Origin of the sequence: Kitasatospora sp. NPDC127121 (genome assembly GCF_042677305.1) — a bacterium.
Taxonomy (GTDB): Bacteria; Actinomycetota; Actinomycetes; order Streptomycetales; family Streptomycetaceae; genus Kitasatospora.
This window is the reverse complement of the sequence record NZ_JBHXTQ010000109.1, coordinates 1-22,336: the sequence shown is the minus strand read 5'-3', so window position 1 is coordinate 22,336 and position 22,336 is coordinate 1. Positions and strand designations below refer to the sequence as shown.

Here is a 22,336-nt window from a genome sequence, read left to right as displayed (position 1 = left end):
CACAACCTCCTTCAGGCCGCATAGCCGGACCGGCTGGCACTCGACCAGCTCTGCCCGTCACCGCTCAAAGAGCAATTACGGGACAGCCCTTAGCAGCGCTGGGCGGACACGGTCAGGGCAAGCGTGGGTGTGCAAGATGAGCTGGACGAGGCGGTACATCTGTTCGCTTCTCATCAGTGACGGGCGACATAACCCACGCTCAGCAGCGCCGCCACACCGCTCCACCTCAGCTCCCACTCCCACCAGCCCACGGGATTGCCAGCGTGCTGGACCAGATAGGGCGAGGTCGCGTCGGGCAGACTGTTCGGCATACCTCCGTCCTGACACCCGACGGCAGGCGAAGCTGCCTGCAGCACAACCAGATCGCCCAGGGGCCGGGTGGCCAGGCTGACGCGACAGACTTGGTCATCGTGAGATCGGGCGAGGCTGAAGCGTCAAGCAACCAAGAAACGAGGGGGTGCACTCAGCGGGCGTCGGCCGCGGGCCGGGGCAATTCGTCAAGGTCGAGAGTGTAGGTCCGCCCATCGGCCAGGTCGATGGTCAGCTTGCCCGAGCCGTACTTGTGCGTGTGCGCCGCGATGTAGCCGGAGCCGGTGGGCTGGGTGTGGATGACGACCTCTGCGGCGTACGGGTCCACCACCACGTAGACCGGGATGCCGTAGCGTCCGTACTTCGCGGTGCAGTCGTCGTAGTCCTTGCGCGCTGAGGAGACCGACACCACCTCGGCGATCAGCAGCACGTCCTCGAAGCCGTAGCGCTTGCCCTGCCGCTGCGCGTCCTCCCGCAGGATCGCGAAGTCCGGGGCGGAGTTCTCGTCGGCCGGGAAGTCCAGGTAGACATCGGAGGCGGTCTTCGCGTGCCGGCCGAGCGAGAGCGAGTCGATCTGCATCGACTTGATCGTGCTGGAGTGCTCAAAGCTCTGCGGAGTCATGATCACCTTCCCGTCGGTACCGAAGAAGACCACGTACCCAGCGGGGAACTCGGTGTGCATGACCGCGTCGATGCTCATCAACGGCTCCTTCCTGTCGCCTCTCAGGATATGGGGCCACGGTCCCGCACGGGGTCCACTACGAGAGTGCCGGCCAAGAGCAGCGGGGGTGCGCTGATCTTCGGTCCAAGCGTTGATGTCCTGACCCAGTCGCTCACCATGCGCATCCGCGTCAGTGCTCTCCGGAAACATCGCGGGTCAGGACTGCCTGGTTGTGTTAAGTCATTAGCACCAGTGACACGCCGCGTACCCGACGCTGAGCAGCACCGGCACCCCGCGGCGCTGCGCCTCCGCGAACGCCTCCGGCCCCCAGGGCCACCAGTCGACCGGGTTCTCGGCATGCTGCAGCAGGTACGGCGAGGTCGCGTCCGCGAGACGGTTCGGCATGCCCCCCATCCTCGCGCATCGGGGGCCGGGCGCCGGGACGCCGGCTGCGGCGAGCCGGGCCCCGCGCGCGCCCGCGCGCTACTCCTTGGGGGCTTCCGGCTCCTCCGCGAAGTCGACCTTCTTGAACTGCCGGTTCATGGACTTGGCCAGGAACCAGGTGGCCACGCCGAGGGCGGCGAAGACGACGAAGCCGAGGAGTCCGGGGGTGACCTTGGCGTCGTCGACGGCGAGGTCGGCGGCGAGGTTGACGAGGTTCACGGGGGCGCTCATATCTCTATGGTGGCCCGGCTCACGGGGAGCCGGGCCATCGGGGGGTGGTTCAGTCGCGCGTGTCGGCGGCCTCGACGGCCAGGGTGGGGGTGCGCAGGCCGGCGAACAGGTCGTCCTCCGGCAGGTCCACGTCGATCAGGGTACGGGCGAGTTCGTAGTCCTCGGTGGGCCAGACCTCGCGCTGGACGTCCAGCGGGACGCGGAACCACGGCCCGTCGGGGTCGATCTGGGTGGCGTGGGCGATCAGGGCGCGGTCGCGGGTCTCGAACCAGTCGCCGCAGCTCACCCGGGTGGTGATCTCGCGCTCCTGGCGGCCGCTCTTCTCCCAGCCCGCGATCCACTCGCCGTACGGCGAGTCGTGGCCGTGCTCGGTGAGGTACTGGTGCAGGGCGCGGATGCGGCCCATCGGGAAGCCGTGGTTGTAGTAGACCTTCAGCGGCTGCCAGGGCTCGCCGGCCTCCGGGTAGGCGTCCGGGTCGCCGGCGGCGTCGAAGGCCAGCATGGTGATCTTGTGGGTCATGATGTGGTCGGGGTGCGGGTAGCCGCCGTTCTCGTCGTAGGTCGTGATGACCTGCGGCTTGAACTCCCGGATCAGCCGGACCAGTGGTTCGGCCGCCTCCTTCACGTCCTCCAGGGCGAAGCAGCCCTCGGGCAGCGGGGGCAGCGGGTCGCCCTCGGGCAGGCCGGAGTCGACGAAGCCGAGCCAGGCCTGCTTGACGCCCAGGATCGCCCGGGCCTCGTCCATCTCCTTGCGGCGCACCTCGTGGATGTTCTCCTCGATGTACGGGTCCCCCTGGAGCTTGGGGTTGAGAACCGACCCGCGTTCGCCCCCGGTGCAGGTGGCCACGAGCACGTCCACTCCCTGCTCGACGTACATGGCCATGGTGGCCGCGCCCTTGCTGGACTCGTCGTCCGGGTGGGCGTGCACCGCCATCAGTCGCAACTGCTCAGTCAACGCCTTGCGTTCCTTCCACATATCGGGCGTTCCGCGAAGTCCGGTCCGCCCACCGTACGAGCCGCTCACGTCGGGGCCGCGTCGCCGCGGGACCGGCCGCGGACGTACCCCGGCCCGGTCGAGCCCCGCCCCCGCCGGACCGGCCGCGGGCGTGCCCCTCCTATAGTGACGGACTGGAGGAGCGTCGCATTCCCCCGCACCACCCGCGCGGCCCCTCCCGTCAGGAGAGGACTGGGTCCGATGAACGCGAGCACCACCACCCCGCAGCTGCCCGAGGGGCGCTACGGCCGGCGCGGCGACCGCGATTCGGACCGCCGTCTGAAGGTGGCCGGCGCGGTCTGCGGCGTGCTGGGCCTGGGCCTGGTGGCCTGGCTGGGCGGCTCCTACCTGCTGCGCGAGACCACGATCAACGGCTCGGTGCCGACCTTCCAGGCGGTCTCGGACTCCGAGGTCGAGCTGCACCTGGCGGTGCGCAAGAGCGGCGGGACGGCCGGCAGCTGCACGGTCCGCTCGCAGGGGTCGGACGGCTCGGTGGTCGGGGTGGCCGACTTCCCGGTGCCGGCCGACGGCTCCAGCTACGACGCCGTGGTCACGCTGCGGACCACCGCCCGCGGCACCACCGCCGAACTGCTGGGCTGCACGCCGGCGAAGAAGTAGGCCCGCGAAGAAGCGCGAAGGAGTCCGTCCGGCCGCCTGCGCAGGAGGCCCGCCCGCCGAGTCGCACCGGCACCGCGCCCCGCTCACCGGTACTCTGCCGGGCACCACCGGTACTCTGCCGGACACCGGCGCATAACCGATCGGGAGAACGGGCATCCGTAGGAAGTCCCGCACCCGGCCCGGCACGCACCACCGCCGTACACCGTGGCGCATTCGCTGTACACCGTGGCGCAACGCCGACGTCAATGGCGCGCAAACGACCCTTCTGCTTGTCGGCAGGACTTGTTAGGCTCGTGGTTTCGCCCCTTCCGCACCGGATGGTACGGGAGCGGGCGTTGCTTTGTAGTTACGACCGATATCACCACCAACCCTGCTGACGACTCACACCCGCAGCACAGCCCCAGCACCTACGAGGAGCACCCGTGACCCAGACCAGTGAGAACGTGACCTGGCTCACTCAGGCCGGCTACGACCAGCTGAAGGCCGAGCTGGATCACCTGACCGGGCCCTGGCGCATCGAGATCGCCCAGAAGATCGAGGCGGCGCGCGAGGAGGGGGACCTCAAGGAGAACGCCGGCTATCACGCGGCCAAGGAGGAGCAGGGCAAGTACGAGCTGCGCATCCGCCAGCTGACCCAGCTGCTGGAGCGTGCCAAGGTCGGCGAGGCGCCGGCCGACTCGGGTGTGGTGGCCCCGGGCATGGTCGTCACGGTCGCCTTCGACGGCGACGAGGACGACACCATGGAGTTCCTGCTCGCCTCGCGCGAGGTCGCCGGCTCCGACACCATGGACGTCTACTCGCCGCAGTCGCCGCTGGGCCGCGCGATCGACGGCAAGCAGATCGGCGACGAGGCGACCTACGAGCTGCCGAACGGCAAGCCCGCCATGGTGAAGATCGTCAAGGTCGTGCCGCACGCCGGCTGACCAAGCCTGATCCGGTCTGATCTGGCCTGACCCGGCCTGACCAGACCTGACCGACCGACGAGGGCGGCCGCGGAGTCCAGGGACTCCGCGGCCGCCCTCGCGGCGTACCGGGCGCGGTTCAGCCCACGGCCGAGCGGTACTTGCGCACCGACAGCCAGGAGAACACCGCGGTGATCAGCACCGACCACAGCACCGACACCAGCGCGGCGTGCTGCATCGGCCAGGTGGCGTCCACCGGGCCGACCTGGTTGCCGAACAGGTCTCGGCAGGCCTGCACGGTGGCGCTGAACGGGTTCCAGTACGCGACCGTCTGCAGCCAGCCCGGCATCGAGCTGACCGGCACGAAGGCGTTGGAGACGAAGGTCAGCGGGAACAGCCAGATCAGGCCGGCCGAGGTGGCCGCCTCGGGGCTGCGCACCGAGAGGCCGATCAGCGCGCCGATCCAGGAGAACGCGTAGCCGAGCAGGAGCAGCAGGCCGAAGGCGCCGAGCGCGTTGAGCACGCCGTCGTGGATCCGCCAGCCGACCAGCAGCGCGACCAGGGCCAGCACGATCACGGTGAACGCGGTCTGGCACAGGTCGGCGAGGGTGCGGCCGACCAGCACCGCCGAGCGGGCCATCGGCAGCGAGCGGAAGCGGTCCACCAGGCCCTTGGTCATGTCCTCCGCGATCCCGGCGGAGGCGCCGGCGACGGCGAAGGTGACGGTCTGGGCGAAGATGCCGGCCATCAGGAACTGGATGTACGAGTCGGAGCTGGAGCTCGCCCCGGGGATCTTGATCGCCCCGCCCATCACGTACGAGAACAGCAGCACGAACATGACCGGCTGCATCAGCCCGAAGACCACGATCTCGGGGATCCTGGTCATCCGGCGCAGGTTGCGCTTGGCGACCACCCAGGAGTCGTGCAGGGTGGCGGCGATGCCGCGGCGCTGCCTGGGCATCGCCTCGCCGATGGCGTGCTCGGTGGCGGTGCTCATCTCAGCGCTCCGTTCCGGCCGCGACGGCCTGCTTGTCCGGTCCCTGGCCGTCGGAGCCGTCCGACCCCTCGACGGACGGCCCCTCGGCGGGCGGCCCCTCGGCGGACGGCCCGCCCTTGCTCCGGCCGCCCCGGCCGCGGCCGCCGGATCCGTTCTCCTCCTCCACCGTCTCGGCGACGTGGCCGGTGAGGGTGAGGAACACGTCGTCCAGGGTCGGGCGGCGCAGGCCGATGTCGTCGATCTCGATGCCGCGGGCGTCGAGTTCGCGGATGACGTCGGCGAGCACCCGGGCGCCGCCGCTGACCGGCACGGTGATCCGGCGGGTGTTCTTCTCCACCGCCGGCTCGCCCAGCGCGTACCCGGACAGCGCCGCGACCGCGTCGGCGACCAGGCCCGGCTCGTGCACCACGACCTCTATCCGCTCGCCGCCGATCTGGGCCTTGAGCTGGTCGGCGGTGCCGCGGGCGATCACCCGGCCGTGGTCGACGACGGCGATGTCGTGCGCCAGCCGGTCGGCCTCCTCCAGGTACTGGGTGGTGAGCAGCAGCGTGGTGCCCTGCTCGACCAGGGTCTCGATGACCTCCCAGAGCGCGAGCCGGTTGCGCGGGTCGAGGCCGGTGGTCGGCTCGTCGAGGAACATCACCGGCGGCCGGACGACCAGCGCGGCGGCGAGGTCGAGGCGGCGGCGCATGCCGCCGGAGTAGGTCTTGGCGGTGCGGTCCTTGGCCTCGGTGAGGTTGAACCACTCCAGCAGCTCCAGCGCCCTCACCTTCGCCTGACGGGCGCTCATCTGGTAGAGCTCGCCGACCATCTGGAGGTTCTCGAAGCCGGTGAGGTACTCGTCGACCGCCGCGTACTGGCCGGACAGGCCGATCAGGCTGCGGACCTTGTTGGGGTGCTTGAGCACGTCGACGCCGGCGACCACCGCGCGGCCCGAGTCGGGGCGCAGCAGGGTGGTGAGGACCCGCACGGTGGTGGTCTTGCCGGCGCCGTTCGGGCCGAGCAGCCCGAGCACCGTGCCCTCGGGGACGTCGAGGCTGACGCCGTCCAGGGCTCGTACGTCGCCGAAGGTCTTGACCAGGTTCTCGGCTTGGATGGCTGGCGCCATGGCCTGCCTCATCTCCTCGGACGAATATGGGCGATCTGTCACACTCTGCCCCTTTTTCGGGCATGCGGGCGACTCGGTTTTCGCCTACCAGGACACAGAACGCGATGTATCGCGAGTCTGGCAGCACGCGATATATCGCGTCAAGGCACAGGGCTCCGCCATCGTGGCAGGGACCACTGACATCCACCGAGATCCGCCGAGATCCACCGAGGCCCGCCCCGCACCGTCCGGCGCCCGAGACACCCGGCCCCCCAAGCGCCTGAGGCGCCTTCCGAACTCAGCTGGAAACGACGTACCCCGCGTCCCGCAGCTCGCCGACCACGGCCGCGCAGTGCTCCGGCCCCTTGGTCTCCAGGTGCAGGTCCACCTCGACCTCGGTCAGCCCCAGCCGCGGGTCGATCCGCACGTGCGCGACGTCCAGCACGTTGGCGTCCAGCCTGGTCAGCACCTCCAGCAGGTCGGCCAGCGAGCCCGGCTTGTCCGCCAGCCGCACCCGCAGCGACAGGTACCGGCCGGCCGCCGCCAGCCCGTGCCGCAGCACCCGCTGCATCAGCTGCGGGTCGATGTTGCCGCCGGACAGCACGGCCACCACCGGCCCCTCGAAGGAGTCCGGCTGCTCCAGCAGCGCCGCGATCGGGGCCGCCCCGGCCGGTTCGACCACCAGTTTCAGCCGCTCCAGGCCGAGCAGCAGGGCCCGCGACAGCGCGTCCTCGGAGACCGTCCGGACGCCGTCCGCCAGCGAGTTGATCACCTCGAACGGGATGTCCCCGGGCCGGCCGACCATGATCCCGTCGGCCATCGTGGCGTAGTGCTCCAGTGACACCGGCCGCCCGGCCGCCAGCGAGGGCGGGTACGCGGCCGCGCCCGCCGCCTGCACCCCCACCACCCGGACGTCCGGCCGCAGCGGCTTGACCGCCGCCGCGATCCCGGCCAGCAGGCCGCCGCCGCCCACCCCGACCAGGATGGTCCGCACCTCGGGGCACTGCTCCAGGATCTCCAGTCCGACGGTCGCCTGGCCGGTGACCACGTCCCAGTGGTCGAAGGGGTGGATGAACACCGCGCCGGTCGCCTCCGAGTACCGCTGCGCGGCCTGCAACGCCTCGTCCACCGTGGCGCCGTGCAGCCGCACCTGCGCGCCGTACTCCCGGGTCGCCGCGACCTTGGGCAGCGGCGCCGCGACCGGCATGAACACGGTCGAGTGCACCCCCAGCAGCGCGGCCGCCAGCGCCACCCCCTGCGCGTGGTTGCCCGCGCTCGCCGCCACCACCCCGCCGGCCCGCTGCACCGGCGAGAGCCCGGCGATCCGCACGTACGCGCCGCGCAGCTTGAACGAACCGGTGCGCTGGAGGTTCTCGCACTTCAGGTGGACCGGCGCGCCGATCAGCCCGGACAGGTACCGGCTGCCCTCCATCGGCGTCACCCGGGCGATTCCGGCGAGCATCTTCTGGGCGCCGCGGACGTCGTCGAGGGTGACCGGCCAGTTGTGCATAACGCCAGCCTACGGTGGTCGACACCGGCAATCCGGGATGTCAGGGCTGTTCCCGGGCCCGCTCCGCCCGCGTACGCTGCTGCTTCTGAGCCTCCCTCACCGCACGACGATCGTGAGCCGCGATGACGACGACCTCGCCCCAGGCCACCGACCGCACCGACCCCGTGCACGCCCGACTCCAGTACCAGCTGGCGGTGTTCGCCCGCCGGATGGACCAGGTCCGGACCACCGGTGGCGGTCTCGGCGCGCTGGACCGGGCCGCCTACCTGCTGCTCGACCGCCTGGAGCGGCACGGGCCCGCCAACGTCAAGGCGCTGGCCGAGTCGCTCGGCGTCGACTCCTCCACGGTGACCCGGCAGGTCGCCCCGCTGGTCGCGGGCGGGCTGGTCGGCCGGGTCCAGGACCCGGCCCACCGCCGCGCCGTACGCCTCGCACTGACCCCGGTCGGCTCCGGCCGACTGGCCGAAGTCCGCGACGGGCGGGCCGAGTTGACCCGCCGCCTGACGGCCGACTGGCCGCCCGAGGAGCAGCAGGCGTTCTGCGCCCTGCTGGCCCGCTTCAACCACGCGATGGAGTCGTACACGGCGGACCAGCAGGGCCAGTGACCGCCGACGGCCGGAGGCCGTCCCTCGCGCCCGGACCGATCGGCCGTCGACGCACAGCCGAACGGGTGCATTAACACGATTTTCAGATGACAACACCAGTGAGTCGCGATGCTCGGCCCTCCAGCCCGGAACACTCCGAGGGCCCCATTGGGTCCACATGGTGAGAGGACTGAGGTGAAGCCCAGTCAGAACCCGGTGACCACCGTCACCTGGAGACGCCGACTCGGCAGGACGGTGGGTTCCGTCCTGGCCCTGACGCTCGTGCCCTTCGGTATGTCACTCGTCGCACCACCGGCCGCGTACGCGGCCGGTCTCCCGGGCGGCCTCGGGCCGTGCCTGGGCGCGGACTGTCCCGCGACGTTCCCCCCGGTCAACAACGGTCCCTTCGCAGGCCGCGACGCCGGAATCAACATCTTCGTCGGCGGCGACTTCAACGTCGGCGGTTCCGCCGCGGAGGCCGAGGGGCACGTGGTGACCCTCGGCAACTTCGACCTGAACAAAGCCCCGGGAGCCAGCTCCGTCTACAACATCGGCATCGTCGGCGTCGGCTCACGGGTCCCCCCGCCGGACGGCGCCGACTTCCTCACCGCCGGAGGCAACGTCACGGTGGCCCCGGGGCAGAGACTCCTGGCGGAGGGCGGCGTCGTCCGCTACGCGGGCACGGCCACGGGCACCATCGTCGGTACGAAGGTCCAGGAAGCGCAGGCCGTGGCCGCCTACACGCCGCTGCGCGGTCAGCTGCAGACGGCGAGCGAGTGCTACGCCGGGGTCGGCACACCCCGCCCCGCCACCGGAACCGCGGTCAACCAGGGGTTCCAGACCCTGTTCACCGGTGACGGCACCTCCACGCTCCAGGTCTTCAACGTCGACTTCGACATCGCCGGGAACGGAGGCTCCACCCAGGGCATCGCGTTCGCCGGCATCCCCGCGAACGCGACGGTGCTCGTCAACCTCGTGGGCGGCGCCCGCACCATCAACACCTACAGCGGGAGCCTCCAGGACACCGATCCCTGGAACCGGCTGCGCGAGCGCCTCCTGTGGAACTTCCCCGCCGCGACGTCCGTCACGCTCAAGGGATCGGGGCAGTTCCAGGGCAGTGTGCTGGTCGGCAACCCGGCCAGCACCGCCACCATGAGCCTGCCCGGTCTGAACGGACGATTCTTCACCACCGGTTCGCTGCTGCAGAACTCCGGCTCGGGGATGACCGGGACCGAGTTCCACGCCTACCCCTTCAACGGCGATCTTCCGGCGTGCGGAAGTCCCACTCCCACCGCCTCGACCAGCGTGACGAAGGTCGACTCCGTCACGGGGCAGCCCCTGGCGGGGGCCACCTTCCAGCTGTGGCGTGAGACCAACGGCGTCCCCGGCCTCCAGACCTCGGGGGCCACCCCGGACACCGAGGTGGGCGCCCCCTGCACCACCGGGGCGAACGGCGTCTGCTCCACGGCCGGTCTCCCGCTCGGCACCTACTACTGGCAGGAGACCGCCGCACCCCCTGGCTACGACCTGCCGCAGCCCGCGGTGACGACCGTGGTCCTCGACACGAACGGGCAGAACGTCCCGGTCACCGTCCAGGACACCAAGTCCCCGATCGTCGAGACCGGGTCCACCAGCGTGACCAAGGTCGACTCCGCCACCGGGCAACCGCTGGTCGGCGCCACCTTCCAGCTGTGGCACGAGACCAACGGCGTCCCCGGTCTCCAGACCACCGGCGCCAACCCCGACACCCCTGTCGGCTCCCCCTGCACCACCGGGGCGAACGGCGTCTGCTCCACGGCCGGCCTCCCGCTCGGCACCTACTACTGGCAGGAGACCGCCGCACCCCCCGGCTACGACCTGCCGGAGCTCAACGTCACCACCGTCGTCCTCAACACCAACGGACAGAACGTCCCGATCACCGTCCAGGACACCAAAGCGACCGCTCCGACCGCGTCCACAAGCGTGACCAAGGTCGACTCCGCCACCGGGCAGCCCCTGGCCGGTGCGACCTTCCAGCTCTGGCACGAAACCAACGGCGTCCCCGGCCTCCAAACCACCGGAACCAACCCCGACACCCCCGTCGGCTCCCCCTGCACCACCGGAGCGAACGGCACCTGCTCCGCAACCGGCCTCCCCCTCGGCACCTACTACTGGCAAGAAGTATCGGCGCCCAACGGCTACGACCTGCCGGAACTCAACGTCACCACCGTCGTCCTCAACACCAACGGACAGAACGTCCCGATCACCGTCCAGGACACCAAGACCATCGCCCCGACCGGCTCCACTACGGTCACCAAGGTCGACTCCGCCACCGGGCAGCCACTGGCCGGCGCCACCTTCCAGCTCTGGCACGAGACCAACGGCGTCCCCGGCCTCCAAACCACCGGAACCAACCCCGACACTCCCGTCGGCTCCCCCTGCACCACCGGAGCGAACGGCGTCTGCTCCGCAACCGGCCTCCCCCTGGGCACCTACTACTGGCAGGAGACTGCCGCACCCCCCGGCTACAACCTGCCGCAGCCCGCGGTGACGACCGTGGTCCTCGACACCGACGGACAGAGCATCCCCGTCACCGTCCAGGACACCAAGACCACCACCCCGACCGGCTCCACCACGGTCACCAAGGTCGACTCCGCCACCGGACAACCACTGGCCGGCGCCACCTTCCAGCTCTGGCACGAGACCAACGGCGTCCCCGGCCTCCAAACCACCGGAACCAACCCCGACACCCCTGTCGGCTCCCCCTGCACCACCGGGGCGAACGGCACCTGCTCCGCGGACAACCTTCCGTTCGGCACCTACTACTGGCAGGAGACCACCGCTCCCCCCGGCTACGAACTGCCCCAGACCGCGGTGACCACGGTCGAGCTGACCGCGGACTGCCCGTGTGTGACGATCACGGTCGAGGACAAGAAGTGCCCGCCGAAGCCGTGTCCGCGCCCGCCGCACTCATGGGCCTCGGCGGACTCATGGACCACGTGGGGCGAATGGAACCTCTGGGACCTGGTGCGTGGCAAGCCCGACCCGAACGAGGATTGCACGCCCGCGTCCCCCACCTCCTGGAAGCGCTCCTGAAGGACCGCTCCGGCGCGAGCGCGTGAGGGCATGGCGCAATGGACCGGCCGGAGGAGCCCACAGGGGCTCCTCCGGCCGAGTGCGCCGACAGCGCGTCAGGTGACCATCGCGGTCCCCGGACTGCTCACCGAGGCCGGAGATCTTCAACAGGCTCCGGACTTCTGGGCGCGTCCTAGCCCAGCGCCTGCTTGAGGTCGGCGAGCAGGTCGTCGATCGACTCGATGCCGACCGAGACGCGCACCAGGTCGGCGGGCACCTCCAGCGCCGAACCGGCCACCGAGGCGTGGGTCATCCGGCCCGGGTGCTCGATCAGCGACTCCACGCCGCCGAGCGACTCGCCGAGGGTGAACAGCTGCGCGCGGTTGCAGACCTCGACCGCCGCCTCCTCGCCGCCCTGGACCCGGAACGAGACCATGCCGCCGAAGGCCTTCATCTGCTTGGCGGCGATCTCGTGGCCGGGGTGCTCGGGCAGGCCCGGGTACAGCACCTGGCTGACCTTCGGGTGGCTCGCCAGCAGCTCGGCGACCTTCTCCGCGTTGGCGCTGTGCCGGTCCATCCGGACGCCCAGCGTCTTGATGCCGCGCAGCACCAGCCAGGCGTCGAACGGCCCGGAGACGGCGCCCATCGCGTTCTGGTGGTACGCCACCTCCTCGCCCAGGCTCGCGTCGGCCAGCACCAGCGCACCGCCGACCACGTCCGAGTGGCCGCCCATGTACTTGGTGGTGGAGTGCACGACCGCGTCCGCGCCGAGCGCGATCGGCTGCTGCAGGTACGGGCTGGCGAAGGTGTTGTCGACCACCAGCAGCGCGCCGGCGCCGTGCGCGACCTCGGCGAGCGCGGCCAGGTCGGTGATGCCCAGCAGCGGGTTGGACGGGGTCTCCACCCAGACCGCGCGGGTGTTGGGACGCAGCGCGGCGCGGACGGTCGCCAGGTCCTGGGTGTTGGCGACGGAGAACTCGACGCCCCAGCGGGTCAGCACCTTGGCGAACAGCCGGAAGGTACCGCCGTAGGCGTCGTTGGGGATCACGATGTGGTCGCCCGGCTTGAGGATGGTACGCAGCAGGGTGTCCTCGGCGGCCAGGCCGGAGGCGAAGGCGAGGCCACGGGCGCCGCCTTCCAGTGCCGCGAGGCACTCCTCCAGCGCGGTGCGGGTCGGGTTGGCGCTGCGGCTGTACTCGTAGCCGCCCCGCAGGCCGCCCACCCCGTCCTGCTTGTAGGTGGACACCTGGTAGATCGGCGTGACGACGGCCCCGGTCTGGGGGTCTGCTTCCTGACCCGCGTGGATGGCGAGGGTCTCGAAGCCCTGGGGAAGCTGGTGCTCGGTCATGGGTCGAGCCTAGTGGCCGTACGGGCCGGTGCCCTCCGGAACGTCCCAGCCCGCCGTGAACCGGGCCGGCCGTGGACCGGGGCGGCGGCGGAATCCGGGCGGCGCCGGAATCCGGGGGCGGCCCGCCGCGTTGAATCCTGCGCAACCCTCCCTACCCCGCTGGAGCAGGCCGTGCTGTTCAACCGCCACAAGACCTCGCTCGTTCCCGCCGACCAGGCGCTGCCCGGCCGGGAGTCGCCGGGCTTCGCGCTGCGCGAGCCGCACACCGTGCTCGGCCACCCGCTCACCGGGCCGTACCCGGACGGCCTGGAGGTGGCCGACTTCGGGCTGGGCTGCTTCTGGGGCGCCGAGCGGACGTTCTGGCGCCTGCCCGGCGTCTGGACGACGCTGGTCGGCTACCAGGGCGGCTACACCCCCCACCCGACGTACGAGGAGGTGTGCAGCGGGCTGACCGGGCACACCGAGGCGGTCCGGGTGGTGTTCGACCCCTCGCTGGTCTCCTACGAGCGGCTGCTGAAGACCTTCTGGGAGGCGCACGACCCGACCCAGGGCAACCGCCAGGGCAACGACGTCGGCACCCAGTACCGCTCCGCCGTCTACACCCACTCCCCCGTCCAGGCCGCCGCCGCGGCCGCCGGCCTGGACGCCTTCCAGCCGGCCCTGACCGCGCTCGGCTACGGCCCGATCACCACCGAGATCGCCCCGGCGGGCCCGTTCTACCCGGCCGAGCCGTACCACCAGCAGTACCTGTCCGACGCCAAGAACCCGAACGGCTACTGCGGCCTCGGCGGCACCGGCGCCTCCTGCCCGATCGGCGTGGCCCGCACGCAGGGCTGACCGTCCGTGACCGTTCCGGCGGGCCGGCCACCCGAGGTGACCGCCCGCCGGTCGGGGCGCAGACTGGAAGGGCCAGCAGACGGGCCTGCCTCCTCCTCTCGCTGGACGGCCGGGCCGTCCGTGGGGAGAGGAGTGCGCCATGTCCGGTCTCGTCCGCATGAACTTCGACGCCCCCGAGGAGGTCCGCCCCTTCGAGGAGGGCACGGGGGAACTGCGTCTGGTCAACCTGGACGCCGGCCCGGTGGGCCGGGCCGTGTTCCACCCGGGTTGGCAGTGGTCCAAGCACGTGAAGCCGATCGCCAAGACCGACAGCTGCCTGGCCGCCCACACGGGGTACGTGGTCTCGGGCCGTATGAGGATCGTCATGGACGACGGTCAGGAGACCGAGTTCGGCCCGGGCGACCTGATGATCTGCCCGCCCGGGCACGATGCCTGGATCGTCGGCGACGAGCCGTGCGTGATCGTCGACTGGCAGGGTTTCGCCGACTACGCCAAGCGCTGACCCGCGCTGACCGGCGGCTCCCGGCGTCAGACGGCGCTGCCGGCCTTCCAGGCGGCCCAGCCGAGGTTCCAGCCGTTCAGGCCGTTGTCCGGCGCGACGGTCTTGTCACCGGAGTTCACGACCTCGACCACGTCGCCGACCATGGAGCTCTTGTAGAACTTGTAGCCGTCCGTGCTGCCGTCCTGCGCGCCCTTGGCGTCCTGGAGGCCGATGCAGCCGTGGCTGGTGTTCTGGCCGCCGAAGATCGACGACGGGGACCAGTAGTTGCCGTGGATGAAGGTGCCCGAGGTGGTGAGCCGCTGGGCGTGCGGCACGTCCGCGATGTCGTACTCGCTGCCGAGGTTGACGGTCTGCGAGTTCATCCGGGTCTGCTGGAACTGCTCGGAGATCACCATCTTGCCGCCCCAGGTGCGGTGCTCGGGCGAGCCGCCGGAGATCTTGTAGACGGCGCTGACCTGGCCGTCGGTGGTGACGGTGAGCTTCTTGGCGGCGAGGTCGGCGACGCTGGTCTGGGCGCGGCCGATGGTGAAGCGGACGTCCTTGGACTGGGTGCCGTAGACGCCCTTGGCGCCCTCGACGTCCTTGAGCCGGAGCTTGAGGGTGACCTTGGTGCCCTTGGCCCAGTACTCCTGCGGCCGGAAGTCGAGGCGGGTGCTGGAGAACCAGTACCCGACGATCTCGACGCCCGGCTCGGCTATCACGGTGATCGCCTGCTGGACGGCCTTGCGGTCGGTGATCGGCTTGCTGAAGGTGATCGAGACGGGCATGCCGACGCCGACGACCGAGCCGTCCTCGGGCGTGAAGTAGCCGACGAAGGTGTTGGCCGGGGTGGCCGTGGTGAAGGTGGCGTTGGCGTCCGCCTCCAGCTTGTCCTTGTCGAGGGCGGTGGCGGCCACGGTGTACTTGGTGCCGCTGGCGGGGGCGGCGGCCGAGGTCCAGCTGGCGCCGTCGGAGGCGAGCTGGCCGGCCAGTTCCTTGCCCGTGGAGTCGGTGACCTTGACGGTGCCCAGGGTGCCGTTGCTGACGGTGACCTTGACCGGCTCGCTGAAGCTGGCGGAGGCGGCACCGTCCGCAGGGGTGACGGTGATGACGGCGGTCGAGGTCTTCGGCGCGCTGCTGGTCCCGCCGGAGCCGCTGCCCGCGCCCGGGGTTCCAGCGGAACCGCCCGAACCGCCCGAACCGCCCGAGCCGTTGGCGTCGGCGCTCTTGGTGTCGTTGCAGGCCGCGAGCAGCAGGACCGGCGCCCCGATCAGACCCGCGAGCACTCCGCGCCGGCTCCAGTTGCCTCCGCCTGCCCGCCCCTGACCGTCCCGTGCCGTCACGTCGCGTCTCCCTGCTGATCATCCCGGGCATTTACGGATACAGAAACGCAATCCGCCCGTGCACGGTTCCACCTCCGAAGGGTAAGCGATCGTATGAGATGACCCAACTTCCCGGTGAACAGGGAAAAAACGCCCGGCCTGCGGGGCAGACCGGGCGTTCACGAGCGGTGACGAGCTCGCGAGGCGAGGCCGCTACTCGGCGGACTCGTCCACCACGTACTCGTCCCAACCCTCGTTCTCGGGGTCGAACTCGGTCTGCGCCGACTCCCAGGTCGCCGAGGCCAGTTCGACACCCGGCACGTCGCCGAGCAGCGCCACCGGGTCGATGAAGTGGGCGAGCGAACCCGACGGGTCCACCTCGATGGCGTCGACGGACTGGGCGCGCTCGTCGTCGTCGAGGTACTCGTCCTCGGTCACCTGCTTCAGGGCGGCCGCCTTGAGCGCGCCCTCGTCGGTGATCTCCGCGATGAGCTCGATCTTGAGCCGGACGTAGCGCGGCTCGTCCTGGGTGGTTTCAGTGCTGGTCATGCGTGTGAGCGTACGGGAAGGGCCGGTCCCTCGGAGAAGGACCGGCCCTGCCGTTCTCCGCCTCGGTTCCCCCACCCGGGAACCGCGGAGACGCGCCGTGCGGCGCGCAGTACCGCGGGAGCCGCCGCACCCTGTCGACCGGCCGCAGCCGGACAGGGGCGGGACGACGGCACCTCCCGCGGAGACCCCTCTCCCCCGTTGCCGGGTTGGAGGGCGGACACGGCGGGCCGGGTCAGGACCGCCCGACGTGTCCGGAGCCGACCGCGTCCGCCGGGGAGCCGCTCCCGGACGGTTGCCGTCGTCTCGCTCGGCGTCTTGCCGTTGACCACCACGATGCCGGACGGTTGTTAACCGCGTGCTGCGGGCAGGTGACGCCGGTGTACCACTTCGCCCGTGGGCGAACCGCGGGCAAAACGTGGGCGAAACCTCGTCCGCCCCGCCGACCGGAGCCGGTGGCGGGGTCGGGGTCGGTCAGGGCCGGTCAGGGCCGGTCAGGGCCGGGGCCGACGGGTCAGTGCGCGGCGCGGCCGGCGAGGAAGCCCAGCAGGTCCTGGCGGGTGACGATGCCCTGCGGCTTGCCGTCCACCAGCACCACCGCGGCGTCGGCCTTCTCCAGCACGGTCATCAGGTTGGTGACCGTCTCGCCCGCACCGACGACCGGCAGCGGCTTGGACATCACCCGGTCCAGCGTGTCGGTCAGCTCGATCTCCTTCGCGAAGACGCCCTCCAGCAGGAGCTTCTCCGCCACCGAGCCGATCACCTCGCCGGCCATGATGTCGGGGTGCCCGGCACCCGGGGAGACCACCGGCATCTGCGAGACGCCGTACTCGCGCAGCACCCGGACCGCCTCGGCGACCGTCTCGTTCGGGTGCATGTGGACGAACTGCGGGATGCCCTCGTGCTCGATGGCGTCCTTGCGGGCCAGCACCTCGCCGATGTGCGCCTCGTCGGTGGCCGAGGGCAGGAAACCGTAGTCGGCCATCCAGTCGTCGTTGAAGATCTTGGACAGGTAGCCGCGGCCGCCGTCCGGCAGCAGCACCACCACGACGTCGTCCGGGCCCAGGCCCTTGGCCACCTCCAGCGCGGCCACCACGGCCATGCCGCAGGAGCCGCCGACCAGCAGGCCCTCCTCCTTGGCCAGGCGGCGGGTCATCTGGAAGGAGTCCTTGTCGGAGACGGCGACGATGCCGTCGGCGACGTCACGGTCGTAGGCGGTCGGCCAGAAGTCCTCGCCCACACCCTCGACCAGGTACGGCCGGCCGGTGCCGCCCGAGTAGACCGAGCCCTCCGGGTCGGCGCCGATCACCTTGACCTTGCCGCCCGAGACCTCCTTCAGGTAGTTGCCGGTGCCGGAGATGGTGCCGCCGGTGCCGACGCCCGCCACGAAGTGGGTGATCCGGCCCTCGGTCTGCTCCCACAGCTCCGGACCGGTGGAGTGGTAGTGCGAGGCCGGGTTGTCCGGGTTGGAGTACTGGTCCGGCTTCCAGGCGTTCGGGGTCTCCCGGACGAGCCGGTCGGAGACGTTGTAGTACGAGTCCGGGTGCTCGGGGGCCACGGCGGTGGGACAGACGACCACCTCGGCGCCGTACGCGCGCAGGGTGTTGATCTTGTCGGTGGACACCTTGTCCGGACAGACGAAGATGCACTTGTAGCCCTTCTGCTGGGCCACGATCGCCAGGCCGACACCGGTGTTGCCGGAGGTCGGCTCGACGATGGTGCCGCCCGGCTTCAGGGCGCCCGAGGCCTCGGCGGCCTCGATCATGCGCATCGCGATGCGGTCCTTCACCGAGCCGCCGGGGTTGAAGTACTCGACCTTCGCCAGCACTGTCGCGCTGATGCCCTCGGTGACCTTGTTCAGCTTGACCAGCGGCGTGTTGCCGACGAGGTCGATGATCGAGTTGTGGTACCGCACGGGGGTCCTCCCGGTTGTGGGCATGCGAGTGCTTTCGGTACTGCAAAGCCTAGGCCGTGCCGCCCGCCCCAGCCCGCCCTTCCGCCCCACCCGCCCCTCGCCCCGCCCCGGCCCCGCGCAACGGCCCCGCCGCCCGCCCTCCTCCCCCAATGGCCCAGCCCCGCAGGTAGCCCCGGCCCCCGCGCGGGTAGGAGGGGGGTGCAGGCATCGCCATGGCCCCGGAGGGGGCGGCACCAGGACGCGAAGGGGGCATCGGATGCCAGGGGCACAGGACTCGCGGGCCCGGGTGGCCCGCCGGATCGCCACCGCGGCGGCGTACGGCGGCGGCGGGCTCGGCCTGCTGGGCGTGGGACTGGTGGGCGTGCTGCTCACCGAGAGCAAGCTGGCGATCCAGGCCATCGGCGTGCTGGAGGGCGATCCGCCCAAGGCCGACGGCGTCTACGGCGAGGCCTTCACCGACAGCTCCGCCGCCACGCAGCCGCCGCTGGTGCTGGCCGTCCTCGGCGACTCCACCGGCGCCGGCCTCGGTGTGCTGCGGGCCCGGGAGACCCCGGGTGCGCTGCTGGCCGCGGGCCTGGCCTCGGTGGCCGAGCGCCCGGTCCGGCTGGTCAACGTGGCCCGCTCCGGCGGCCGTTCCGCCCACCTCTCGGGCCAGCTGGAGCAGGCGCTGCCGCACCACCCGGACGTCGCCGTGCTCATGATCGGCGCCAACGACGTGACCCGGCACAGCCCGGCCCAGCTGGCCGTCCGCCAGCTCGGCGAGGCCGTCGCGGCGCTGCGGGCGAACGGCTGCGAGGTGGTGGTCGGCACCTGCCCGGACCTCGGGACGATCAAGCCGGTGCACCCGCCGCTGCGCTGGGTGGCCCGCCGGCTGAGCCGCCAGCTGGCGGCCGCGCAGACCATCGCGGTCGTGGAGGCCGGCGGCCGGACGGTCTCGCTGGGCTCGCTGCTGGGCCCGGAGTTCGCGGCGCGCCCGGAGATGTTCGCCGCCGACCGCTACCACCCGTCCGCCCAGGGCTACGCGACGGCCGCGATGGCCGTGCTGCCCTCGGTGTGCGCCGCGCTCGGCCTCTGGCCGGAGGAGGAGCGCCCGGCCGCACCCGTGCCGGGCGGGACGGTGCTGCCGGTGGCGATGGCCGCCGCCGCCGCGGCCGGGCGTTCGGGCACCGAGGTCGCGGCCGTCGAGACGGAGGGCGCCGGCCGCCGCTGGGCGTTGCTGCGCCACCGGCTGCGGGTCGGGCTGCCCGGCTCGTGGACACCCGAGGAGACCCGGGAAGGGGCCGTTCCAGAGGCCGGCGACACGTCGGCCAGCTCACACGCCGGGACGGGTGACGCCTGATCTACCAGGCGGTAACTTTCCTCCCGGACGCCAGTCCGCCGTCACCCAGCGAGGAGCCCGCCATGCCCGAAGCCGTCATCGTCAGCGCCACCCGTTCGCCGATCGGCCGGGCCTTCAAGGGCTCGCTCAAGGACGTCCGCCCCGACGACCTGACCGCCCACGTCATCCAGGCCGCGCTGGCCAAGGTCCCGCAGCTCGACCCGCGCGAGATCGACGACCTGATGCTCGGCTGCGGTCTGCCCGGCGGCGAGCAGGGCCACAACCTGGCCCGCATCGTGGCCGTCCAGATGGGCATGGACTACCTGCCCGGCGCCACCATCACCCGCTACTGCTCGTCCTCGCTGCAGACCACGCGGATGGCACTGCACGCGATCAGGGCCGGCGAGGGCGACGTCTTCCTCTCGGCCGGCGTGGAGACCGTCTCGCGCAGCGTGAACGGGACCTCGGACGGCATGCCGGGCACCACGAACCCGGTCTTCGACGAGGCCCAGGCCCGCACCGCCAAGCGCGCCGAGGAGGGCGGCGGGGAGTGGCACGACCCGCGCGAGGACGGCCTGCTGCCGGACGCCTACATCGCGATGGGCCAGACCGCCGAGAACCTGGCCGCGCTCAAGGGGATCACCCGCGCCGAGCAGGACGAGTTCGGCGTCCGCTCGCAGAACCTCGCCGAGGCCGCCATCAAGGCCGGCTTCTGGGAGCGCGAGATCACCCCGGTGACGCTCCCGGACGGCACCGTGGTGAGCAAGGACGACGGCCCGCGCGCCGGCGTCACGCTGGAGGGCGTCTCCGGCCTGAAGCCGGTGTTCCGACCGGACGGCACCGTGACCGCCGGTAACTGCTGCCCGCTGAACGACGGCGCCGCCGCGCTGGTCATCATGTCCGACACCAAGGCCCGGGAGCTGGGCATCACCCCGCTCGCCCGGGTGGTCTCCACCGGCGTCAGCGCGCTCTCCCCCGAGATCATGGGCTACGGCCCGGTCGAGGCCTCCCGGCAGGCGCTGCGGCGGGCCGGCCTGACCATCGACGACATCGACCTGGTCGAGATCAACGAGGCCTTCGCCGCCCAGGTGATCCCGTCCTACCGGGATCTCGGCATCGACCTGGACAAGCTGAACGTCAACGGCGGCGCGATCGCCGTCGGCCACCCGTTCGGCATGACCGGCGCCCGGATCACCACCACCCTGATCAACTCGCTGCAGTGGCACGACAAGCAGTTCGGCCTGGAGACCATGTGCGTCGGCGGCGGCCAGGGCATGGCGATGGTGATCGAGCGCCTCAGCTGACCCCGCCGAGCCACCCCGAAAGGGTCTGGACCACCCATTTGGAGTGACCGTGAGTAATTGAGGGCCGGATCACATCGCGAGGTCGATCCGGCCCTCTTTTCGCTCGTTTTCGGCCCGGAAATCGACACTGCGGAGCGGATCAACTCCACTGCGTAGAACGGTGTTACCTAACAATTTGGGGACAAGAGCGAAAGTCCCCCACAAATTAGACATTCGCCACTGCGGCAACAGCCCCGGATGCGGCAGTGTGGACACGTAACCCCGTTCCGCTCCTCGCTAGGAGTACGTTCCGTGAGCGCCGTCTACACCATCCTGCTGCTGATCCTGATCACCGTGTCGACCGCCGTACTGCTCCACCTCCGGGGACTCTCCCGCCGGCTGGACGCGCAGGCCGCGGCCCAGGCCGCACCCGCCCCGGTGGACCAGGCCGCGATACGCCAGGCCGTCACCGAGGCACTCGCCGCCGACCGCGAGCGGGAGATCACCGAGGCCCGGGCGTTCTGGGCCGAGCAGGAGGCCCGCGCGGCCGAGGACGCGCCACTGTTCGACTCCCCGTACACCGGCGCGTTCGCCAGCACCGACGAGTGGCCGCTGTTCTTCCCCCGCCCCACCGGCCCGCAGGACGCCGTCGACAACGCCGGCACCATGGACCCGGAGTTCGGCGAGGCGCTGCGCTCCGCGCTGGAGGACCTGATCAACGAGGGCCCCGCCGAGCCCGGCCCCGAGGGCGGCTCGTCGCCGTTCCCCGGCCAGGGCTCCGGCACCTCCTCCGCCGGCTCCACCGCCGCCTCCACCGGCTCCGCCGAGCCCACCGGGGACGCCCGCGCCCGCCGCGAGGCCGACCTGCTGGCCACCGGCCTGGAGGCCGGGCTGCTGGACGCCGACCAGGCCGTCGAGGACGCCCCGGTCGCCGCGCCCGACCCGCGCCGCCACCCCTCCCACCCCGACTTCGTGCCCAGCCAGGCGCCGTCCCGCGAGTGGACCGACACCCGGCTGGCCACCCTCGCCGACGAGGCCGTCGCCCTGATCGACGTCCGCCCTGGCCCGCTGGGCACCCTGGACGTGTACGCCTTCGCCGACGGCACCACGCTCTGCGTGGCCCCGGGCGACCGGGAGGCCGCCTACCGGCTGATCGACGCGGTCCGTGCCGGTGAGCACGTCCGGCTGCTCGGCGGCTCGCGCTTCTCCGGCTCGTACTCGCTGACCTTCTCCACCGACGAGGAGGCCGTCTACGTCCTCGCCGACCGGGTGGTCGCCAGCATCTGACGCCGCCCCAGCAGCGCGGCAGCACCGCACACACGGCGCAGCACACCGAAGGCCGGCCGGGTCAAGGGGTTACCGACCCGGCCGGCCTTCGGCATGTCCGGACGTCTATCGGCAGAGCGCCGCCGTCTCCCGCACCGCGGCCAGCGCCCCGGCGAGCACCTCCGCGGCCGCCACCGGCCCGCCCGGCAGGGCGACCGCGTCGCCCTCCGGCAGCGCCGCCAGCGCGGCCGCCAGGTCGTGCCCGGCGACGGCCAGTTGGTCCCCCGCCGCGAAGGCCCCGGCGTCCGGGAACTCCCGCTCCGGCCCGCACTCCGCCGCCAGCGCCAGTTCGGCCAGCCGCCGGGCCAGCGCCAGCACGGCCCCTGCCCGGGACTCGTACCCGGGCACGGCGCCCAGCAGTTTGCTCTGCGGCAGCGAGCGGAAACGATCCGCCAAGGAGTCGACGGCTTCGACCAGGAGCTGTACGTCATGCATGACAGGGAGCCTAAACGCCGCCGGGCCCCCGGAGCGTTTCGCGCCGGGGGGCCCGCCGCCGGGGTTCGGCGGGGACCCGGGTATTGGGGGCCCCGCCGGGTAGCGCACAGGGGCCCCAACAACAAGTAGATACA

At 71.5% G+C, this 22,336-nt stretch carries 20 protein-coding genes and 1 pseudogene; 9 read left to right on the top strand and 12 right to left on the bottom strand.

Going from position 1 to position 22,336, the window contains the following annotated elements; translation table 11 throughout:
- Positions 1 to 463 precede the first annotated feature (463 nt).
- The 4 genes and pseudogenes from ACFVHI_RS34180 to mca all read right to left on the bottom strand — a co-directional run bounded on the left by ACFVHI_RS34180 (position 464) and on the right by mca (position 2,600).
- Positions 464 to 1,009: a Uma2 family endonuclease gene (locus ACFVHI_RS34180; RefSeq protein WP_380345786.1), complete on the bottom strand. Its 546-nt coding sequence runs from the start codon at positions 1,007 to 1,009 to the stop codon at positions 464 to 466.
- Between the two features lie 207 nt (positions 1,010 to 1,216).
- Positions 1,217 to 1,375: pseudogene (locus tag ACFVHI_RS34175) on the bottom strand (DUF255 domain-containing protein); the annotation flags it as partial.
- A gap of 78 nt (positions 1,376 to 1,453) precedes the next feature.
- Entirely contained in the window at positions 1,454 to 1,645 is a 192-nt protein-coding gene (locus ACFVHI_RS34170; RefSeq protein WP_063348010.1) for a hypothetical protein, read from the bottom strand.
- 49 nt (positions 1,646 to 1,694) lie between these two features.
- Positions 1,695 to 2,600 carry a mycothiol conjugate amidase Mca gene (gene mca, locus ACFVHI_RS34165; protein WP_063351176.1) on the bottom strand — a complete coding sequence of 302 codons (906 nt, stop codon included), beginning with the start codon at positions 2,598 to 2,600 and terminating at the stop codon, positions 1,695 to 1,697.
- A 240-nt stretch (positions 2,601 to 2,840) separates the two neighbouring features.
- Here mca and ACFVHI_RS34160 point away from each other — a divergent pair, with 240 nt between their 5' ends.
- Both ACFVHI_RS34160 and greA read left to right on the top strand, forming a co-directional pair.
- Positions 2,841 to 3,257 carry a DUF4307 domain-containing protein gene (locus ACFVHI_RS34160; RefSeq protein ID WP_363372422.1) on the top strand — a complete coding sequence of 139 codons (417 nt, stop codon included), beginning with the start codon at positions 2,841 to 2,843 and terminating at the stop codon, positions 3,255 to 3,257.
- A gap of 422 nt (positions 3,258 to 3,679) precedes the next feature.
- A complete protein-coding gene (gene greA, locus ACFVHI_RS34155) occupies positions 3,680 to 4,180 on the top strand; it encodes a transcription elongation factor GreA (RefSeq protein WP_063348012.1) in 501 nt (166 codons plus the stop codon).
- 118 nt (positions 4,181 to 4,298) lie between these two features.
- Here greA and ACFVHI_RS34150 read toward each other — a convergent pair whose 3' ends face one another.
- The 3 genes from ACFVHI_RS34150 to ilvA all read right to left on the bottom strand — a co-directional run bounded on the left by ACFVHI_RS34150 (position 4,299) and on the right by ilvA (position 7,753).
- Positions 4,299 to 5,156 (bottom strand): ABC transporter permease, encoded by an 858-nt coding sequence (locus ACFVHI_RS34150; RefSeq protein ID WP_063348013.1) that lies wholly within the window; start codon positions 5,154 to 5,156, stop codon positions 4,299 to 4,301.
- 1 nt (position 5,157) lies between these two features.
- Positions 5,158 to 6,264 (bottom strand): ATP-binding cassette domain-containing protein, encoded by a 1,107-nt coding sequence (locus ACFVHI_RS34145; RefSeq protein WP_380345782.1) that lies wholly within the window; start codon positions 6,262 to 6,264, stop codon positions 5,158 to 5,160.
- 277 nt (positions 6,265 to 6,541) lie between these two features.
- On the bottom strand, positions 6,542 to 7,753 hold the full coding sequence (gene ilvA / locus ACFVHI_RS34140) for a threonine ammonia-lyase (protein WP_380345780.1): 1,212 nt from the start codon (positions 7,751 to 7,753) through the stop codon (positions 6,542 to 6,544).
- Positions 7,754 to 7,875: 122 nt separating this feature from the next.
- On the opposite strand from ilvA, the gene ACFVHI_RS34135 reads away from it, so the two are divergent.
- Both ACFVHI_RS34135 and ACFVHI_RS34130 read left to right on the top strand, forming a co-directional pair.
- On the top strand, positions 7,876 to 8,358 hold the full coding sequence (locus ACFVHI_RS34135; protein WP_380345778.1) for a MarR family winged helix-turn-helix transcriptional regulator: 483 nt from the start codon (positions 7,876 to 7,878) through the stop codon (positions 8,356 to 8,358).
- A gap of 174 nt (positions 8,359 to 8,532) precedes the next feature.
- Positions 8,533 to 11,412, top strand: coding sequence for a SpaA isopeptide-forming pilin-related protein (locus tag ACFVHI_RS34130; protein WP_380345776.1), 2,880 nt, complete (start codon positions 8,533 to 8,535; stop codon positions 11,410 to 11,412).
- Positions 11,413 to 11,584: 172 nt separating this feature from the next.
- Here the strand turns inward: ACFVHI_RS34130 and ACFVHI_RS34125 are convergent, their stop codons facing one another.
- Entirely contained in the window at positions 11,585 to 12,739 is a 1,155-nt protein-coding gene (locus ACFVHI_RS34125) for a cystathionine gamma-synthase (protein WP_063348017.1), read from the bottom strand.
- Positions 12,740 to 12,910: 171 nt separating this feature from the next.
- On the opposite strand from ACFVHI_RS34125, the gene msrA reads away from it, so the two are divergent.
- Together msrA and ACFVHI_RS34115 are read left to right on the top strand one after the other, a co-directional pair.
- A complete protein-coding gene (msrA, locus tag ACFVHI_RS34120) occupies positions 12,911 to 13,576 on the top strand; it encodes a peptide-methionine (S)-S-oxide reductase MsrA (protein ID WP_380345773.1) in 666 nt (221 codons plus the stop codon).
- A gap of 139 nt (positions 13,577 to 13,715) precedes the next feature.
- Positions 13,716 to 14,078 (top strand): cupin domain-containing protein, encoded by a 363-nt coding sequence (locus ACFVHI_RS34115; protein WP_363372410.1) that lies wholly within the window; start codon positions 13,716 to 13,718, stop codon positions 14,076 to 14,078.
- Between the two features lie 26 nt (positions 14,079 to 14,104).
- On the opposite strand, the gene ACFVHI_RS34110 is transcribed toward ACFVHI_RS34115, so the two are convergent.
- The 3 genes from ACFVHI_RS34110 to ACFVHI_RS34100 all read right to left on the bottom strand — a co-directional run bounded on the left by ACFVHI_RS34110 (position 14,105) and on the right by ACFVHI_RS34100 (position 17,864).
- On the bottom strand, positions 14,105 to 15,400 hold the full coding sequence (locus ACFVHI_RS34110; RefSeq protein ID WP_380345771.1) for an Ig-like domain-containing protein: 1,296 nt from the start codon (positions 15,398 to 15,400) through the stop codon (positions 14,105 to 14,107).
- Between the two features lie 192 nt (positions 15,401 to 15,592).
- Positions 15,593 to 15,928 carry a hypothetical protein gene (locus ACFVHI_RS34105; RefSeq protein WP_063348021.1) on the bottom strand — a complete coding sequence of 112 codons (336 nt, stop codon included), beginning with the start codon at positions 15,926 to 15,928 and terminating at the stop codon, positions 15,593 to 15,595.
- A 511-nt stretch (positions 15,929 to 16,439) separates the two neighbouring features.
- Complete coding sequence (locus tag ACFVHI_RS34100; protein WP_380345769.1) at positions 16,440 to 17,864, bottom strand: cystathionine beta-synthase; 1,425 nt, start codon at positions 17,862 to 17,864, stop codon at positions 16,440 to 16,442.
- A gap of 232 nt (positions 17,865 to 18,096) precedes the next feature.
- Here ACFVHI_RS34100 and ACFVHI_RS34095 point away from each other — a divergent pair, with 232 nt between their 5' ends.
- The 3 genes from ACFVHI_RS34095 to ACFVHI_RS34085 all read left to right on the top strand — a co-directional run bounded on the left by ACFVHI_RS34095 (position 18,097) and on the right by ACFVHI_RS34085 (position 21,728).
- Positions 18,097 to 19,179 (top strand): SGNH/GDSL hydrolase family protein, encoded by a 1,083-nt coding sequence (locus ACFVHI_RS34095; RefSeq protein WP_380345767.1) that lies wholly within the window; start codon positions 18,097 to 18,099, stop codon positions 19,177 to 19,179.
- 62 nt (positions 19,180 to 19,241) lie between these two features.
- On the top strand, positions 19,242 to 20,462 hold the full coding sequence (locus ACFVHI_RS34090) for an acetyl-CoA C-acetyltransferase (RefSeq protein ID WP_063348024.1): 1,221 nt from the start codon (positions 19,242 to 19,244) through the stop codon (positions 20,460 to 20,462).
- A 291-nt stretch (positions 20,463 to 20,753) separates the two neighbouring features.
- Positions 20,754 to 21,728 carry a hypothetical protein gene (locus ACFVHI_RS34085; RefSeq protein WP_079135655.1) on the top strand — a complete coding sequence of 325 codons (975 nt, stop codon included), beginning with the start codon at positions 20,754 to 20,756 and terminating at the stop codon, positions 21,726 to 21,728.
- A gap of 105 nt (positions 21,729 to 21,833) precedes the next feature.
- On the opposite strand, the gene ACFVHI_RS34080 is transcribed toward ACFVHI_RS34085, so the two are convergent.
- A complete protein-coding gene (locus ACFVHI_RS34080) occupies positions 21,834 to 22,202 on the bottom strand; it encodes a hypothetical protein (RefSeq protein ID WP_380345765.1) in 369 nt (122 codons plus the stop codon).
- Positions 22,203 to 22,336: the final 134 nt, after the last annotated feature.